At 60.4% G+C, this 15,728-nt stretch carries 14 protein-coding genes and 1 pseudogene; 11 read left to right on the forward strand and 4 right to left on the reverse strand.

What is annotated here, in order from left to right:
* Nucleotides 1-144: 144 nt before the first annotated feature.
* Complete coding sequence (locus E5675_RS06040) at nucleotides 145-555, reverse strand: hotdog fold thioesterase (protein WP_054588691.1); 411 nt, start codon at nucleotides 553-555, stop codon at nucleotides 145-147.
* On the reverse strand, nucleotides 552-1,430 hold the full coding sequence (locus E5675_RS06045; protein ID WP_039575377.1) for an alpha/beta hydrolase: 879 nt from the start codon (nucleotides 1,428-1,430) through the stop codon (nucleotides 552-554). Before E5675_RS06045 ends, E5675_RS06040 begins: the two co-directional genes overlap by 4 nt.
* A gap of 68 nt (nucleotides 1,431-1,498) precedes the next feature.
* Here E5675_RS06045 and E5675_RS06050 point away from each other — a divergent pair, with 68 nt between their 5' ends.
* Entirely contained in the window at nucleotides 1,499-1,999 is a 501-nt protein-coding gene (locus tag E5675_RS06050; RefSeq protein WP_223181259.1) for a MarR family transcriptional regulator, read from the forward strand.
* 490 nt (nucleotides 2,000-2,489) lie between these two features.
* Nucleotides 2,490-3,472 (forward strand): annotated as a pseudogene (locus E5675_RS06055) (helix-turn-helix domain-containing protein); the annotation flags it as partial.
* A gap of 197 nt (nucleotides 3,473-3,669) precedes the next feature.
* Here E5675_RS06055 and E5675_RS06060 read toward each other — a convergent pair.
* Together E5675_RS06060 and E5675_RS06065 are read right to left on the reverse strand one after the other, a co-directional pair.
* Nucleotides 3,670-3,999: a 2Fe-2S iron-sulfur cluster-binding protein gene (locus tag E5675_RS06060; RefSeq protein WP_228383639.1), complete on the reverse strand. Its 330-nt coding sequence runs from the start codon at nucleotides 3,997-3,999 to the stop codon at nucleotides 3,670-3,672.
* A 26-nt stretch (nucleotides 4,000-4,025) separates the two neighbouring features.
* Entirely contained in the window at nucleotides 4,026-5,288 is a 1,263-nt protein-coding gene (locus tag E5675_RS06065) for a cytochrome P450 (RefSeq protein WP_039575372.1), read from the reverse strand.
* Nucleotides 5,289-5,478: 190 nt separating this feature from the next.
* Here E5675_RS06065 and E5675_RS06070 point away from each other — a divergent pair, with 190 nt between their 5' ends.
* Genes E5675_RS06070 through E5675_RS06110 form a run of 9 tightly spaced genes read left to right on the forward strand, consistent with a single transcriptional unit; the run spans nucleotide 5,479 to nucleotide 15,696 of the window.
* On the forward strand, nucleotides 5,479-6,219 hold the full coding sequence (locus E5675_RS06070) for an FCD domain-containing protein (RefSeq protein WP_039575369.1): 741 nt from the start codon (nucleotides 5,479-5,481) through the stop codon (nucleotides 6,217-6,219).
* Between the two features lie 44 nt (nucleotides 6,220-6,263).
* Nucleotides 6,264-7,406 carry a nitronate monooxygenase gene (locus E5675_RS06075; RefSeq protein ID WP_054588690.1) on the forward strand — a complete coding sequence of 381 codons (1,143 nt, stop codon included), beginning with the start codon at nucleotides 6,264-6,266 and terminating at the stop codon, nucleotides 7,404-7,406.
* Between the two features lie 24 nt (nucleotides 7,407-7,430).
* On the forward strand, nucleotides 7,431-8,621 hold the full coding sequence (locus tag E5675_RS06080) for a transporter (protein ID WP_054588689.1): 1,191 nt from the start codon (nucleotides 7,431-7,433) through the stop codon (nucleotides 8,619-8,621).
* Nucleotides 8,618-9,079 carry an OB-fold domain-containing protein gene (locus E5675_RS06085; RefSeq protein WP_054588688.1) on the forward strand — a complete coding sequence of 154 codons (462 nt, stop codon included), beginning with the start codon at nucleotides 8,618-8,620 and terminating at the stop codon, nucleotides 9,077-9,079. Before E5675_RS06080 ends, E5675_RS06085 begins: the two co-directional genes overlap by 4 nt.
* 7 nt (nucleotides 9,080-9,086) lie before the next feature.
* Complete coding sequence (locus tag E5675_RS06090; protein ID WP_054588687.1) at nucleotides 9,087-10,307, forward strand: acyl-CoA dehydrogenase family protein; 1,221 nt, start codon at nucleotides 9,087-9,089, stop codon at nucleotides 10,305-10,307.
* Nucleotides 10,307-11,398: an acyl-CoA dehydrogenase family protein gene (locus E5675_RS06095; RefSeq protein ID WP_054588686.1), complete on the forward strand. Its 1,092-nt coding sequence runs from the start codon at nucleotides 10,307-10,309 to the stop codon at nucleotides 11,396-11,398. Before E5675_RS06090 ends, E5675_RS06095 begins: the two co-directional genes overlap by 1 nt.
* A gap of 58 nt (nucleotides 11,399-11,456) precedes the next feature.
* Nucleotides 11,457-13,070 carry an acyl-CoA synthetase gene (locus E5675_RS06100; protein WP_136173729.1) on the forward strand — a complete coding sequence of 538 codons (1,614 nt, stop codon included), beginning with the start codon at nucleotides 11,457-11,459 and terminating at the stop codon, nucleotides 13,068-13,070.
* Entirely contained in the window at nucleotides 13,067-14,701 is a 1,635-nt protein-coding gene (locus E5675_RS06105) for an NAD(P)/FAD-dependent oxidoreductase (RefSeq protein WP_054588684.1), read from the forward strand. The genes E5675_RS06100 and E5675_RS06105 overlap by 4 nt, the downstream gene beginning before the upstream one ends.
* Entirely contained in the window at nucleotides 14,701-15,696 is a 996-nt protein-coding gene (locus E5675_RS06110) for an alpha/beta hydrolase (RefSeq protein WP_039575348.1), read from the forward strand. Before E5675_RS06105 ends, E5675_RS06110 begins: the two co-directional genes overlap by 1 nt.
* The last annotated feature ends 32 nt before the right edge of the window (nucleotides 15,697-15,728 follow it).

The raw sequence follows: 15,728 nt of genomic DNA on the forward strand, positions 1-15,728 counted from the left end.
TGAATGGCCGATGCGCGGCCGTCCGGTCGTGGGTTCGGCCTAGGGACACGTCGCCAAAAAGCGTGTCGCTGCCGCCACTGCCTCGGCTCCGAAAGCTGCTGGGCATGCATCTGGCCGCGCAGATTGGCTCGCCTCGGGCGGTTATCAGGCGACGTAGGCCCCTCTACCACTCGCCACCAAGGTTCCGTCTGCGGCTAGGATCCGGGTAGCCGCGACGCTTATCTGCCGCCCTAATTTCACCGGGCTGCCGATCGCGCGAAGCGGCCCCAGCTTGGCCGGTCGGTGAAAATCCACATGGAGGTCCGCCGTCGCCCGCGCAGCACCCCCCATCGCGATGATCGTATAGAGGCCGGTCAGATCGATCAAAGCCGATACGATGCCACCATGCGCCGCGCCGACCGTCGGATTTGAGATGATTTCGTCTCGCCAAGGCATGGAGATCACCAACTCGTTGGCGCCGACCTCAGCGATGCTGAGCCCGAGCCAGCGGTGAAAAGGGGCCAGCGCCAATAGGTCACGTAATTCCTCAAGCCCCGGGACGGCGGGGGCATTCATGATTTCATTTCCGCTTCATGGATGCCGAGCAAAAACTCTAGGATCGATTGCCCGAAAGCGTCGTTCTCGTCCCCCACCACCATATGAGTCGCATTCGCAATGTCGCTATACGCCATATGAGGGACAAGGCCCTGGAAATGCTTGACGGCTTCCAGCGAGACGAGATCGCTTGACCCGCCGCGGATCAGATGCACCGGCAAGGTCAAGCAGGCAGCGGCCGCGCTGAGCTCGGTGCGGCCATGGTCGCTGGAAACGCCGCCGCCCTGCTGCGTCACTCTTTCGATGAAGGCGGGGTCCCAGTGCCAATAGAAGCGTTCATCGTCCTTGCGGCGCAGATAGTGTGCTAGCCCGGCCGAAGCCTTCCGGCTGGGGCGATGGGGCAGATAGTCGGCAATGACCTGTGCGGCCTCTTCCACCGACGCAAAACCATCGCGCGCATGCGCCGCCATGAAACCGACCACGCGGGCGACGCCGCTCGGTTCCATCTGAGGTGTGACGTCGACCAGCGTCAGCGATCCGAAACTTCCCGGTGCGCATTTTCCCTCGGCGATGATCCCGGCCAGGCCACCAAGAGACGCGCCAATCAGCGCCGGTTTGCTCGCCGTCGCCGCAGCGATCTCGACGAGATCGGCCGCAAAATCGGAGATATCATAGGCTCCGTCGCTGGCCCATGCACTCTCGCCGTGCCCGCGCATATCGACTGCGATGGTCCGGAAACCATGGCTCGCGAGCCGGTGGGCTACCGCCCTCCATGCCCTTCGGGTCTGTCCGCCGCCGTGCGCGAGGATTACCGGTAATCCGAGTTCCGGGCCATCAACCGACGCTGCGATTTCATGGCCCGCTTTCCCGGCAAGCGTGATCGACTGATCAATCATTCCACGATCATACTATATCATATCTTACAGTAAAGGGTTTTCAGAATATGATGTTGGCTCTACAGTCCATGACGATGGTTGAACCTCGCAATACAAGCGGCATCTCTCCCGCGAAAAGTCTTCTGACGGCCTCAGACGAGTTTGTCTTTCTCATCGAGGAAGTGCCCCGCAAACTGCGTCGGAAGTTTGATGCCTCAACGGCGCGCTTCGGATTGACGCGAACCCAGTGGCGCGCGCTCGTCTATATCTATCGGACCCCGGGCATGACCCAAACCGACCTCTCCAAATGCCTCGAACTGGAGCGTGCCAGCGTTGGCCATGTTGTCGACCAGCTGGAAAGAATGGTGCTCGCGGAACGGCGCGCTGCCAAGGGCGACCGGCGCGTCTGGGAACTTCATCTTTTGCCCCGAGCGATCGAAATCCTGCCTCAGCTGCGCGCCGAAGCCGACATGATCTACGCGCGACTGCTCCATATGATTTCCCCAACTGAGATACGCGCGATGCGCTCATTGCTGACGAAAATGTCCGGCAATCTCGAAAGCGGATCGGAAGACATGCCTCCTCGATAGGAGCCGTGGAAGATTTGAAATGGCCGACGCCATTCATCGTCAGCAAGCCGATATCCCCAACTGGCACCGCTCGCGTCTGAGGCGGCGCGCCGCGGCCGTTCTGCCCCCGCTGCATCAGGTTGCCAGCACTGACGGCTAACTAATTGCGAATATCGCGGCACGGAGCCCTACCTGCCTCCCGCCGTGTTGCAGAATAGTCCGATCGAGCCGGCAATCGTTCGGCGGTGAGCGCCCTCCCGCGAGGCGGGCCGCTCTTGGCTTCGCGTGCCAGCGCCAATTGACCGACGAGCTATTTCGTGCAACGAGTTGTCTACCAAGAAACGAACCTCTGCGTGGAGACCGACATGGCTCAACCCGAGCGCTTCATGTGAGGGCGGATTGCCGGTGCTGTCCGCCGTCAGCACCAATGGCACAGATTTGAGGTTGTGATTTAAGGAGGATTTGGGCTTCGTCGTAGTGACTAAGGAACGAGGATGAAGCCCAATCCTCCTTGAAAAAATCGGCGCCGAAGGCCCCTGCTGAGCGGCTGGTGAAGGACATACGGCGTGCGACGCGCCGGCACTTCTCTGCAGAGGACAAAATCAGGATCGTGCTGGAAGGCCTGCGCGGCGAGGACAGCATCGCCGAGCTGTGCTGCAAGGATGTCATCGCCCAGAGCTTGTATTACACGTGGTCGAAGGAGTTCATGGAGGCGGGCAAGCGGCGCTTGGCGGGCGACACCGCCCGTGCCGCGACCACCGGCGAGGTGCACGACCTGCGCCGCGAAGCCCGTGCCCTTAAGGAATGCGTGGCCAATCTGACGCTGGAAAACCGGTTGCTCAAAAAAAGCATGATCGCGGATAGGGCCGACGACGAATGAGGTAACCCGCATCCGAGAAGCTGGAGATCATTCGGATCGTCGAGCAGTCGCACCTGCCGGCCAAGCGCACGCTGGAGCAGTTGGGCATCCCGCGCCGGACCTTCTAACGCTGGTACGACCGCTACCTCGAGCGCGGGCCGGAGGCGCTGGAGGATCGGCCATCGGCCCCGAGGCGGGTGTGGAACCGCATCTGCGATGATATCCAGCAGCAGATCATCGACATGGCGTTGGATACAACCGACCTGTCACCCCGCGAGCTCGCGGTGCGCTTCACCGACGAGAAGCGCTACTTCGTGTCGGAAGCCACGGTTTACCGTATGTTGAAAGCCCATGACCTGATCGCCAGTCCGGCCTTCATCGTGATCAAGGCCGCCGACGGGTTCCACACCAAGACGACGCGGTCGAACGAGATGTGGCAGACCGACTTCACCTACTTCAAGATCATCGGCTGGGGCTTGGTGTACCTGTCGACCGTGCTCGACGACTTCTCCCGTTATGTCATCCTTTGGAAGCTGTGTACCACCATGCGGGCCGGGGATGTCACCGACACGCTGGAGCTGTCCCTCGAAGCTTCCGGATGCGCGTCGGCCAGGATGATCCACAAGCCGAAGCTGCCAATGGGCCCGGCCAGCATATTGCCCGCGCCCCTTAATTCGTCAGGGAAATGGGCGGCGAGGAATTGCCGCATTTCGGTGCGAAATGCGTCTTCGCTCGTCTAGACATCAGGTTCTAGCTGAGTTGGCACTGAAACCTCCGTTCAAAACTGAATTTGCGACGCCGCACGCGCACGACAGGGCTGCGCTCTGTCTGGTCAGTATTGCTGCTCGGGAACGTGCAAAATCAAACCTTCCACTCCTTCCACCATGGGTATCTGGCAGGCGAGGCGACTGTATTCGTTGGCACCTTCGGCAAATTGCAGAAGCTCTGCCTCCGCTGCCCCTTCGACCAGGCGACCAACCCTGTCGATCCAGGCCGGATCGACATGGACATGGCAGGTCGCACAGGCGCAGACACCGCCGCAATCGCCGTCGATGCCCGGTACATCATTGAAGAGCGCCGCCTCGCGTGCGGTTTCGCCCTCGGCAATTTCGACTTCCCGCCGCGTTCCATCGCTGGATACGAACGTCACTTTGACCATCATACACTCCGTATTTCTGCTTCAGCAAATCAGCGCGCGTGCAGCCGCACCGGCAGATTGGTGATCCCGCGCACAAGGTTTGAGAAAAGGCGCTCGGGCTCGCCGGTCACTTCGACCTTGGCGAACCGCTTGTGAATTTCTTCCCAGATGATCCGCAACTGCAGTTCTGCCAGCCTGTTACCCATGCATCGATGGATGCCATAACCGAATGACAGGTGATGGCGCGGATTCTTGCGGTCGATGATGAACCGGTCAGCCCGGTCGATGACCGTTTCGTCGCGGTTGCCCGACAGGTACCACATCACGACCTTGTCGCCCTTCTTGATCTGCTTGCCGCCAATCTCCCAGTCCTGCAGCGCAGTGCGGCGCATGTGAGTCAGCGGCGTCTGCCAGCGGATGATTTCCGGCACCATGCTGGCGATCAACGAAGGGTCGTCATTCAGTTTGCGATATTCATCGGGGTTCTGATTGAGCGCCAGCACACCGCCGCTTATCGAATTGCGCGTGGTGTCGTTGCCGCCCACGATCAGCAGCAGCAGGTTACCCAGAAATTCGAGGAAGGGCATATCCCGTGTCGCCGGGGAATGCGCCATTATGGAAATCAGATCGTTCTTCGGTTCTTCGTTGATGCGCTGCTCCCACAGTCCTTTGAAATACATCGCGCACTCGATGAGTTCTTCACGCCTCGCTTCGTACGATTCGACGATGCCGGTTTCAGGGGCGGCCGTTGTGACGTCGGACCAGCGCGTGAGCTTGCGGCGTTCCTCCCACGGGAAATCGAATAGGGTAGCAAGGGTCATCGTGGTCAATTCAACTGAGACCTTGTCAACCCAATCAAATTCCTCGCCTATCGGCAGATCATCGAGAATCTGACACGCTCGTTCGCGGATTGTCGGTTCGAGCAACAGCAAGTTGGACGGCGCTACAGCGGGGGTGACGGCCTTGCGTTGCTGGTCGTGCTTTGGAGGATCCATAGCGATGAACATTTCAAGTTCGAGCGCGCCTTCCACCGAATGCATGTCCTGAATGGCGATACCGCCGAGCTTTGCCTCCGACGAAAAGACTTTGTGGTTGGTGTCGACAGCCATGATATCGTCGAACTTGGTGATCGACCAGTAAGGCCCAACATAGCTTTCGCGGCAATAGTGGACCGGCTCCTCTTTGCGCAGCCGGTCGAAATACAGGCCGATCGTGTCCTGCTGAAAAAGACTCGGCCGTGCGACATCAATTTCGTCGATCGGAATGGCTGCAACTTTTCCGGCAGTATCCAGCTCCATCGTGTCGATGCTCATGTCTCGTCCTCCATCCCAGGCAAGCAGACTCACCTTGCTATCAAACAGGTAGATGTTTCGCAGGGTGTGGTCAATAAAGCTTATAAGGATTGTTGCGACATTTGACCGCACTGCAAACTTCATAGACTGATGCTGGACATGCCATCCGATAAACTCTTATAAGGTTTTATCAGAGGAGCGATTCCCAGTGATGCAACCGAAGGTCGATGATTCGAGGAAGGCCAAGCGTGCGCTCACGCTTGCGCAGGACATCGTACGCGATATCGAAGCCGGGGCGCATGTTGCGGGCGACAGGTTGGCGCGCGAGGACGAAATGCTTGCGCGATACGATGTCGCCCGAGCGACCTTGCGCGAAGCGCTTCGCTTCCTTGAACTCCAAGGCGTTATCCATCTTCAACTAGGTCGCGGTGGCGGGCCGGTGGTCGCTCGCCCGCAGACTGGCGATTTCGCAAACAGCCTCTCGCTGATCCTGCATTTCATGGAGGCGGACTTGAGGGGCTTGCTCGAATTGCGCGAAGCGATTGCGGCGGATGTTGCAGCCTATGCCGCCCAGCGCGCGACCACGGGTGATCTGAGCGCACTTGCCGATTGCCTCAAAGAGCTGGAGCGAAACGAAGCGAGCAGCCAGTTCGAGGAACTGAATCGCCGTTTTCACGATATGCTCGGCTGGGCCAGCGGCAATCCGCTTTTCGGCCTTCTGACTTCCGCGTTGCATATGCTTACCCGCGAATTCTCGCTCTCGCTGGGGTATTCGGCGCAAGAGCGTGCGGTCCAGTTGCGTTTCTTGCGCCGCGTCCTTGAAGCTGTGCGCAAGGGCGATGCCGAAGGAGCGCGGCAGGCTATGGCGCGTCTCGTGGCGGGCTCCGCCTCCTATCTCGCACAGAGAAGCCCTGAGCTTGTGTCCCAGAAGGTCAGGTGGGGACAGACGTAAAAAACGGGCGCCGGTGGGTGGCGCTGGATGGAGAGGGTATTACGATGGCACTCAAGAGCCGCATATGCGAAATTCTCGGGATCGAATACCCGATCCTTCTGGCCGGAATGGGCGGGGCGAGTGTCCCCGCGCTCGCGGCCGCAGTATCGAATGCCGGGGGACTTGGCGTTCTTGGCGCTGCGGCCTGCTCGCCAGACCAGTTGCGCAGCTGGATCCGCCAGACCCGCGAACTGACCGATAAGCCATTTGGGGTCGACACCCTTCTGCCTGCCTCCGTCAGGCGCGGTTCGGCACCGCAGAGCGGCGCCTCGCTCGAAAACCCGATGGCACTGCTTGGCGAATATCAGCAGTTCACCCGCGATTTCATGGAACGCGAGGATCTGCCCGAAGTGGATGCCGCAATGGCCATGCGCGCGGCTGGCGCGCCGGAAATGGGCAAGGGCGGTCCGCAGCTGTTCACGCGGGAGTTTTTCGAGGCGCAGATGGAAGTGGTAATCGAGGAAAAGGTGCCAGTCTATGCCGCCGGCCTCGGCAATCCCGGACCGTGGATGGACCGCCTTCATTCCAATGGCACCAGGGTCATGGCGGTGATCGGCAAGGTCAAGCACGCCCAGCAGGTGGTCGATTCCGGCATCGACATGATTGTGGCGCAGGGCCACGATGGCGGCGGGCACAACTCCCCGATCGGAACCTTCTCGCTGATTCCGCAGGTAGTCGACGCGGTGGGCGATCGGGTTCCCGTGATCGGAGCAGGTGGAATCTCCGATGGCCGCGGAGTCGCCGCAGCGATGATGCTGGGCGCTCTGGGCGCGTGGGTCGGAACGGCGTTCCTGGCAACCGAAGAGGCAGGGATTGAACGGTTCCAAAAGGAAGCAATAACCGACGGCGGCGATGCAGATACCGTCGTTAGCCGTTCGTTGACCGGCAAGCCTGCGCGCATGATCCGCAACAAATGGGCCGATGCTTGGGTTGCGGCGGGCAAGGAGCCGCTTCCGATGCCTTACCAGTCGATGATTTCAGGGCCGGTCATGGCTTCGGGCATAAAGGCTCAGCGCAAGGATATCATGCCCGGCTTCGCGGGGCAGGGAATTGGATTGATCCATTCGATCCGTCCAGCGGCAGAGGTCATGCGCGATCTTGTCGAAGGGGCCGAAAGGGCGCTGGCCGATGCCAGATTCTATTCCTGAATTGCGGCAAGACGGGTACGCTGTATGAACGCTTCGCAGACCTTATCCTTTGCCGACAAGGCCGCCATAACCGGTGTGGGCGAAACCGCATTCGTCAAGGGCACCGAACGGACCGCGGTGGACATGATGCTGGAAGCCTCGCGCCGCGCAATCTCAGATGCCGGGCTGAAACCTTGCGACATCGACGGCATGGTGCCGCCGCCGATCTATACGACCTCGGAGGAAATGGCCGCCAATCTCGGCATTGATGTGCTGCGCTATGCGGCCACCGTTCACATGGGCGGCGCCAGCCCGACGACGGCGCTGCAGAACGCGGCAATGGCGATCGCCAGCGGGCTTTGCGATCACGTGCTGGTGACGCTCGGTTGGAACGGCTATTCCGCCCTCAGGCCCAAGCCGGGTGCCCCGCCCACTCGGGCGATGAACATGAACACGCTGACCAATACCATCCAGGGCTATTACATCCCCTATGGTGTGTTCCTGCCGGTGCAGATGTATGCTTGGCTGGCGACCCGTCACTCGAAGCTTTACGGCGTGGGCGCGGATGCGATGGCAGCGGTAGCGCTAGCCTGCCGGCGTCACGCGCAGTTGAATCCGCGCGCCTTTACCTATGGGCGCGAACTCGACGCGGAAACCTATCATTCGGCGCGCTGGATATCCGAGCCCTTCCGCCTTTACGATTGCTGCCTTGAAACCGATGGCGCCTGCGCGGTAGTCATATCGCGAATGGATCGGGCCAGGGATATGCCGCATGTGCCCGTCAGCATCGCCGGTGCCGCGGAAGGCCACCCCTATCCCGCCGACGACATCCCCTCGCGGCCCGATCCCTTCAAGATTGGCCTCAGCTATGCTGCCCCGCGCGCTTTCGACATGGCGGGCGTCAAGCGCGAGGACATGGATTTCCTGCAGATTTACGACTGCTTTACCTATGTCGTTCTGCTGCAACTGGAAGCGATGGGCTATTGCGAACCGGGTGCACAGTTCGAATTCGTCGCCAATGGCCAGATTGAGCTGGGTGGCCGCTATCCGATCAACACCCATGGCGGCTTGCTCAGTGAGGCGCATGTCTGGGGACTCAACCACGTGGTCGAGGCAGTGCGCCAGCTTCGTCACGACTGCGGCGAGCGCCAGGTGCTGGGAGCCCAAACTGGTCTTGTGACCGGCTGGGGTGACCTTGGCGATGGAAGCATTGCCATTCTCAGGAGGTTTGCATGAGCAGCGAGAGCGATCTGCCTCCCAAAATGCGGCCCTCCGCGCAGGTTGCGCCGCCCAAACCGCGACCTCGCCCGCAAGACCCGGTTGAGCAGGAATTCTGGAAGCGGTGCCAAGACGGCAATCTCTATTTCCAGCGCTGCGGCGGCTGCGGCTGCTTCCGCCACCTACCGCGCTATATGTGCGCAAAGTGCGGCTCGCCGGAATTCTCCTGGGAACGCAGCAGTGGCAAGGGCACGCTGTTTTCCTGGACCGTTACCCACCAGGCCCTCCACCCGGCTTTTGCCGACGAAATTCCCTTCGTGGCGGCGGTGGTGGAATTGGAAGAGGGCGTACGCATGGCCACGCGCCTGATTGGTTGCGATCACGAGCGCCTAGCGCTCGACCTTCCGGTGGAAGTGGAATTCGAATTGATCGGTGAGGACTTCCGCCTTCCTGTTTTCCGCCTGCGTGAAAGTTAGAAGCGTCATGGATCTTGATTACGGGCCCGAATACGATGTCTTCCGCAAGCAAGTGCGGGCTTTCATCGAAGCGCACCGCCATCTCGCGCCGCCTTCTGCTGACCGGGCGGCCCGACCTTCGTCCAAGGCAGTCGAATGGCAGAAGCTGTTGATCGAGCATGGGTATACCGCGCGAACGATCCCGCAGGAGTATGGAGGCTATGGAGCGGAGCCGGACATTCTCCAATCGCGCATCATCGCAGAGGAATTTGCGCGGGCCAGGGTGCCGGGCGGGCTTTCTAATCAGGGAATCTCGATGTTCGTGCCGACCCTGCTTGAACTCGGCACCGAGGAACAGAAACGGCGCTGGATCGAACCCACGTTGAAAGGCGATATCGTATGGTGCCAGGGCTATTCCGAACCCGGTGCCGGGTCGGACCTAGCCAACCTCAAGACCAGCGCGCACATCGAAAACGGCGAATTTGTTATCAATGGCCAGAAGATCTGGACCAGCACCGCCAAGCAGGCCGACATGATCTTTTGCCTGGTCAGGACCGAACCTGACGCACCCAAACATGGCGGCATTTCCTACCTGATCTTTTCGATGGACACGCAGGGCATCGAGGTTCGCCCCTTGAAGACGATGACCGGTCACGCCGAGTTCAACGAGACGTTCTTCACCGATGTGCGCGTCCCCATGCACCAGATCGTCGGCCAGCGGGGCCAGGGCTGGTTCGTCGCGAACGCAACCCTAGGCCATGAGCGCGGAATGCTGGGCGATCCCGACGCGCTCGAAAACCGGCTGCAGGCGCTGATCGCACTGATGCAGGAAGAGCGTTTGGGCCAGGGTCGCGCGATCGACAATCCGGTACTGCGCGACCGGCTAGTGGCACTTCAGGCCGAAGTAGCGGCGATGAAATACAATGGGATGCGCATCCTTTCGAACAGCCTTAGGGGAGAGCCGGGCGGCATGGCGAAGCTGATCGTCAAGTTGCAAAGCTGTGAACTCGCTCACCAGATATCCGCGCTGGCAATCGACGCCATGGGCGAACTGGGCATACTCTATCACCACAGCCCGCGTGAGCGGGACGGCGGGGCGTGGCAATGGAACTATATGTTCCAACTCGGTCTCATCATCGGCGGCGGGACCGCTCAGATCCAGAAGAACATCATCGCCGAACGCGGCCTTGAAATGCCACGTGAGCCGAACCCCGCGGACATGGCGCGACAGAAGCAGGGAGCAGACTGATGGACTTTGGACTTTCGCAGGACCAGCAGATGTTGCGCGACGCCGTTTCGCGGTGCCTCGCCGATACCAGCCCGCTCAGTCACGTCCGCGAATGTGCGGAGCGGGACAATCCGTTGAGCGACCAGGTGTTGCGCGCCCTCCACGATCTGGGCGTTGCCGGAATGCTCGTCCCCGAAGAGCATGGCGGGCTCGGCATGACCTTGCTCGACGCGGCGGTGGTGGCGGAACAGCTTGGCTATGCGGTCGCACCGGTGCCGTTTCTCGCCAGTCAGGTTCTCGCACCGATCGCCTTGCGCGAAGCTGGCAACGAGGAGCAAAAGGCCCACTGGCTGCCAAAGATAGCGAGCGGCGAGGCGCGTGTCGGTGTCGCGATTTCCGAGACGATCGAGGTGCGCGACGGCGCGGGAGTTTCCTCTGCCGGCGGGAAGCTCAACGGCACCGCCCTGTTCGCGCTCGATTTCGAAGGAGCTGATGCCTACGTCGTCGCCGATTCCGGTGGCAGGCTGCACCTTGTCGGTGCCAAGGCGTCCGGGCTGGAAGCTATCGCGTTGACGACCATCGATCGCACCCGTAGCGTCGGGGAATTGCGGTTTGACGGGGACGAAGCGGAACCACTGGCTGACGATGGCGGAGCTACAGTGGCCCGGCTGCGCGATGCGGGCCGCGTGATCCTCGCCGCAGACAGCCTTGGCGCAGGTCAGGCCATGATCGAAAGGGCTGTCGATTATGCTGGTCAGCGCGAACAGTTCGGCCGCCTGATCGGTAGTTTCCAGGCCGTAAAGCATATGTGCGCCGAGATGGCCGCGCGGCATGAACCGTGCCGTTCGCTCGTCTGGTACGCCGCCCACGCCTTCGACGCGGTGCCGAATGAGGCATCACTGCTTGCCTGCCATGCCAAATCGCACACGGCCGAGGTCTATCGATTTGTCGCACGCACTTCCACCGAAGTGCACGGCGGAATGGGATTCACCGACCTGCTTGGCCTGCATTACTGGTTCAAACGGATCGGATTCGACCGGCAGGTTCTGGGTGGGCCAGAAGCGGTCCGGGCGGAGGCTGCGGCACTTCAGGGCTGGACCAAAGCTGCGTGATGTTTCTTCCAAGGGAAGTGCGCCAAAGCCGCCACCCCGTTCGGAGAGGGGAACTAATGTGATCGACTGGAATCTCGGCGACATTCTCGACGCTATCGAGCCCGTCATGCCAAAGGATGCGCCGGCCCTGATACACGGCGACCGGATCATCACCTGGCCCGAAATGTCGGGACGTTCGAACAATGTTGCCCGCGCGCTCCGGCAGCGCGGAGCCGGCAATGGGGCCAAGGTTGCCTTTTATATGCGCAACCGACCCGAATATGGCGAGTTGATGGCAGCCTGCTTCAAGGGGCGCCTGATCCATGTGAACATCAATTACCGCTATGTCGCCGAGGAGGTCTTCTATATCTTCGACGATTCCGATAGCGAAGTGATCGTCTACAGCTCGGAATTCCGCGACTGTATCGTCGAGCTCAAGGATCGGCTCGAGAAGGTTCACACCTTTGTGGAAATTGGCGAGGCTTCGCAAATCGCGCCTTTTGCGATCCCTTACGAAACACTCGCGCAAGAAGGCGACGGATCGGCGCTCGGCATAGTGCGCTCTCCCGAAGATCAGCTCTTCATCTATACCGGCGGCACGACGGGCATGCCCAAGGGCGTGATGTGGCATCACGACCAAATGCGCAAAGCACAGCTCGAGGCCCAGAAGCTGCTCGCCCCCGTTCCTCAGACACTCGAAGAACACGTCGCGTTGATCACAAGTCAAGGGCCCGGCAACCGCACCCTGCCATCCTGCCCGATGATGCACGGGACCGGCTTCATCACCGCGATCGGCACACTTATGTCGGGCGGCGCCATCGTTACACTCGCAGACTCGTCCTTCGATGCGACGGAGTTGTGGGAAACAGTTGATAAGCATAATGTGCAAAGCATCGCAATTGTGGGCGATGCCTTTGCCAAGCCAATGCTGCAGGCGCTGGACCGGAATCCCGGCCGCTGGGATACCAGCAGCCTCGTCACCATCGTTTCATCCGGCGTGATGTGGAGCAAGGAAGTCAAGGCTGGGCTGTGCAAGCATATCCCCCAGGTGGTGCTGATGGACAGCTTCGGCGCTTCCGAAGGGCTCGGCTTCGGCCGCTCCATCACAACCGCGCAAGGGGGCACCAACACCGCGAAATTTGCGATTGGCGAATTCTGTCATGTCTTTGATGAAAACGACCAGAAAGTGACGCCGGGAAGCGGCGTACCGGGATTTATCGCCCTCATGGGTGCGATCCCAGCGGGTTATTACAAGGATCCCGAGAAATCCGCCAAGACCTTCCGCACAATCGATGGGGTCCGCTATTCGATTCCGGGCGACTGGTGCACGGTCGAGGCCGATGGCAGCCTGACCTTGCTGGGCCGTGGCAGCGTTTGCATCAACACTGCTGGCGAGAAAGTTTACCCCGAGGAAGTCGAGGAGATTCTCAAGACCCATCCCGCGATTGGTGACGCGCTGGTCGTGGACGTGCCAAACGAAAAATGGGGTCAGGCCGTCACCGCCGTCGTCCACCTCAGCGGCGACGTTGCGTTCGACGAGCAAGCCGTCAAGGATCATGTGCGGGGGCAGTTGGCAGGCTACAAAACACCGAAGGCCATATATCCAACGAAGATCCCCCTGCGCGCATCGAACGGCAAGGCCGACTATGCAACGGCGAAGGCAATTGCCGAGAGCCTGACTGCCGCTTCATGACGAATCAGACTTCGCCCGATTATGACGCTGTGATCATCGGTGCTGGCTTCAGCGGGATCTACTTGCTCCACAAGTTGCGGGACGCCGGGTTCAACGTGCTGCTGGTCGATGCTGCGACCGATCCGGGCGGCATCTGGCACTGGAATTGCTATCCCGGCGCACGCGTGGATTCGCAGATTCCGCTCTATGAATTCTCGATCCCCGAAGTGTGGCGGACATGGACTTGGAGTGAGCGCTTTCCCGGCTGGGAAGAACTCAGGGCCTATTTCCGCCATGTCTGCGATACGCTGAACCTTTGGCCGCTGATGCGGATGGGATCGAGGGTCGAAAGCGCCGATTTTGATGCAGGGCGGGGACTATGGAATCTACAGCTTGAGGGCGGGCAATCCGTATCGACACGCTTCTTGCTCCCAGCCCTCGGTTTTGCGTCGAAGCCGTATATCCCCGACATTCCGGGCATTGAGGATTTCGAGGGCGAATGGTGCCACACGGCGCGCTGGTCGCAGGAGGGTATTGATCTCGATGGGCGCAAAGTTGCCCTGATCGGAACCGGAGCGAGCGGTGTGCAGGTCGCCCAAGAAGCAGCCAAGCGGGCTGAAGCGCTGATCCTGTTCCAAAGAACCCCGATCCTGGCCCTGCCGATGCGGCAGGAGCGGCTGACGCGGGAGGATCAGGAACGCGAAAAGCACAGCTATCCTGCCCTTTTCGAACAGCGCAGGCAGACGAGCGGAGGATTTGAAAGCCAGTCACTTGAAGTCTCGGCGCTCGAAGTCGACGAGATTGAGCGCAATGCCCACTTCGAAGATTTATGGCAGCGAGGCGGATTGAGGTTCTGGTACCACAACTTCGCCGACTTGCTTACCAATCGCGCAGCCAATCGCCACGCCTACGATTTCTGGCGCGACAAGGTTCGCGCGCGGATCGCCGATCCCGATCTGGCCGAGAAACTCGCCCCATCCGAACCGCCGCATCCGTTCGGCACGAAGCGACCTTCGCTGGAACAGGGATATTACGAGATTTTCGCGCAGGACAATGTTGCGCTGGTTGATCTGAAGGCAAACCCGATCACCCGTGTCGGGCCGCACGCAATCACAACCGCAGACGGCGAGGTCGAATGCGATCTCATCGTTTTCGCCACCGGCTTCGACGCGGGGCGGGGCGGGTTGATCGACATGAACATCACCGGCAGGGGCGGCCTGTTACTGTCGCAAGCTTGGGACAACGGGCTGCGCGCCTATCTGGGAATGGCGGTATCGGGTTTCCCCAACATGCTGTTCGCTTACGGACCCCTGAGCCCCTCGGGTTTTTCCAACGGCCCGACAAGCGCGGAAATGCAGGGCGACTGGATCTGCGATTTCATGGTCTGGCTGCGAAACAACGGTTACGATCTTTTCGACGCCGATCCGCAAGCAGAGGCGGACTGGACCGAAATGGTCGCTCAGGTTGGCGCTATGACGCTCTTTCCCGAAGCGGACTCCTGGTACATGGGCGCAAACATCCCGGGTAAGAAGCGCCAACTCATCAATTTTCCAAGCGTGTCGACCTATGCTGCGATTTGCGGCGATGTGGCACGCGATGCCTACCGCGGCTTTGCCGCCAGCACACCAGCGAACAAGGACAGCGCAACCTGATGAATGAGATGTTCAGAATAAGTGACTTTCCAGTGGACATTGATCCTGTTTGGGCTGGCGACGGCTCACATCTGCCCGAATGGTTCGTGTCGGCGCTCAAGGTGCCCCGCGAAGAAGGTTATGTGGAAATAGATGGGGCCAAGGCGCACTATTTCCGCTGGGGTGACCCCAGCAAGCCCAAGGTATTGATGACCCATGGCTTTCTGGCACATGCGCGCTGCTTTGCCTTCATTGCACCGTTTCTGGCAGAAGATTATGACGTGGTGGCGTTTGATCTGGCCGGCATGGGCGACAGCGACATGCGTGGTCGCGCCGACCTCTTGGCGAGAGGGGGCGAGTTTCGCGAGATTGCCGAGGCGCTGAATATGTTTGCGGATGGCCAAAAGCCGACAATCATCGCGCACAGCTTCGGGTCGGGCGCAGCCCTGACAGCCGTGACCCAGTGGCCCGAGGCCTTTGCCGGAGTGGTGGTTTGCGATCTCATGATCATGCGGCCCGCTCTCCTGGAAGAGTACTGGAACCTCAGGCGGTCAAGCCCTGGTTCCGGCGATCCGGACAAGCCCAGCAAGCGTTATCCTTGCTATGAAACGGCACGTAAGCGGTACATCCTTTCCCCGCCCCAGCCGGTCGGCGAGCCATTCCTTCTGGACTACATGGCCTATCATTCCCTGCGACAGGATGGAGACGAGTGGACGTGGAAGTTTTCAACCGAGGTCTTTCGGAGGAGCAACAAGCCCAACGAATGGCTCACCATGGGCGAGCGTCTGGTGCAGGCACCGGGCCGGAAGGCCATCGTGCACGGCGGTATGAGCCAACTCTTCACCCCGGAATCGGCCGAATACGTCCGCGAGCTGGGTGGAGGTGACATTCCGATCATCGCGGTGCCTGAAGCCCGTCACCATCTGATGCTCGATCAGCCTTTGGCCTTTGTAACCGCACTCCGCAGCATTCTTGCCCTTTGGGATACGCACACTGCACCGCCACTTGCAGCCTGATCCTGGTTGTCCTTCGCCCCGGGTTCCCGCAG

Source organism: Sphingopyxis sp. PAMC25046 (genome assembly GCF_004795895.1).
GTDB lineage: Bacteria > Pseudomonadota > Alphaproteobacteria > Sphingomonadales > Sphingomonadaceae > Sphingopyxis.

Bases quoted from the DNA above. Each gene is read 5' to 3' on its own strand.
- E5675_RS06060 (WP_228383639.1), bottom strand. From the start codon at position 3,999: ATGATGGTCAAAGTGACGTTCGTATCCAGCGATGGAACGCGGCGGGAA.
- E5675_RS06065 (WP_039575372.1), bottom strand. From the start codon at position 5,288: ATGAGCATCGACACGATGGAGCTGGATACTGCCGGAAAAGTTGCAGCC.
- E5675_RS06040 (WP_054588691.1), bottom strand. From the start codon at position 555: ATGAATGCCCCCGCCGTCCCGGGGCTTGAGGAATTACGTGACCTATTG.
- E5675_RS06045 (WP_039575377.1), bottom strand. From the start codon at position 1,430: ATGATTGATCAGTCGATCACGCTTGCCGGGAAAGCGGGCCATGAAATC.
- E5675_RS06085 (WP_054588688.1), top strand. From the start codon at position 8,618: ATGAGCAGCGAGAGCGATCTGCCTCCCAAAATGCGGCCCTCCGCGCAG.
- E5675_RS06090 (WP_054588687.1), top strand. From the start codon at position 9,087: ATGGATCTTGATTACGGGCCCGAATACGATGTCTTCCGCAAGCAAGTG.
- E5675_RS06110 (WP_039575348.1), top strand. From the start codon at position 14,701: ATGAATGAGATGTTCAGAATAAGTGACTTTCCAGTGGACATTGATCCT.
- E5675_RS06105 (WP_054588684.1), top strand. From the start codon at position 13,067: ATGACGAATCAGACTTCGCCCGATTATGACGCTGTGATCATCGGTGCT.
- E5675_RS06075 (WP_054588690.1), top strand. From the start codon at position 6,264: ATGGCACTCAAGAGCCGCATATGCGAAATTCTCGGGATCGAATACCCG.
- E5675_RS06095 (WP_054588686.1), top strand. From the start codon at position 10,307: ATGGACTTTGGACTTTCGCAGGACCAGCAGATGTTGCGCGACGCCGTT.
- E5675_RS06050 (WP_223181259.1), top strand. From the start codon at position 1,499: ATGACGATGGTTGAACCTCGCAATACAAGCGGCATCTCTCCCGCGAAA.
- E5675_RS06070 (WP_039575369.1), top strand. From the start codon at position 5,479: ATGCAACCGAAGGTCGATGATTCGAGGAAGGCCAAGCGTGCGCTCACG.
- E5675_RS06080 (WP_054588689.1), top strand. From the start codon at position 7,431: ATGAACGCTTCGCAGACCTTATCCTTTGCCGACAAGGCCGCCATAACC.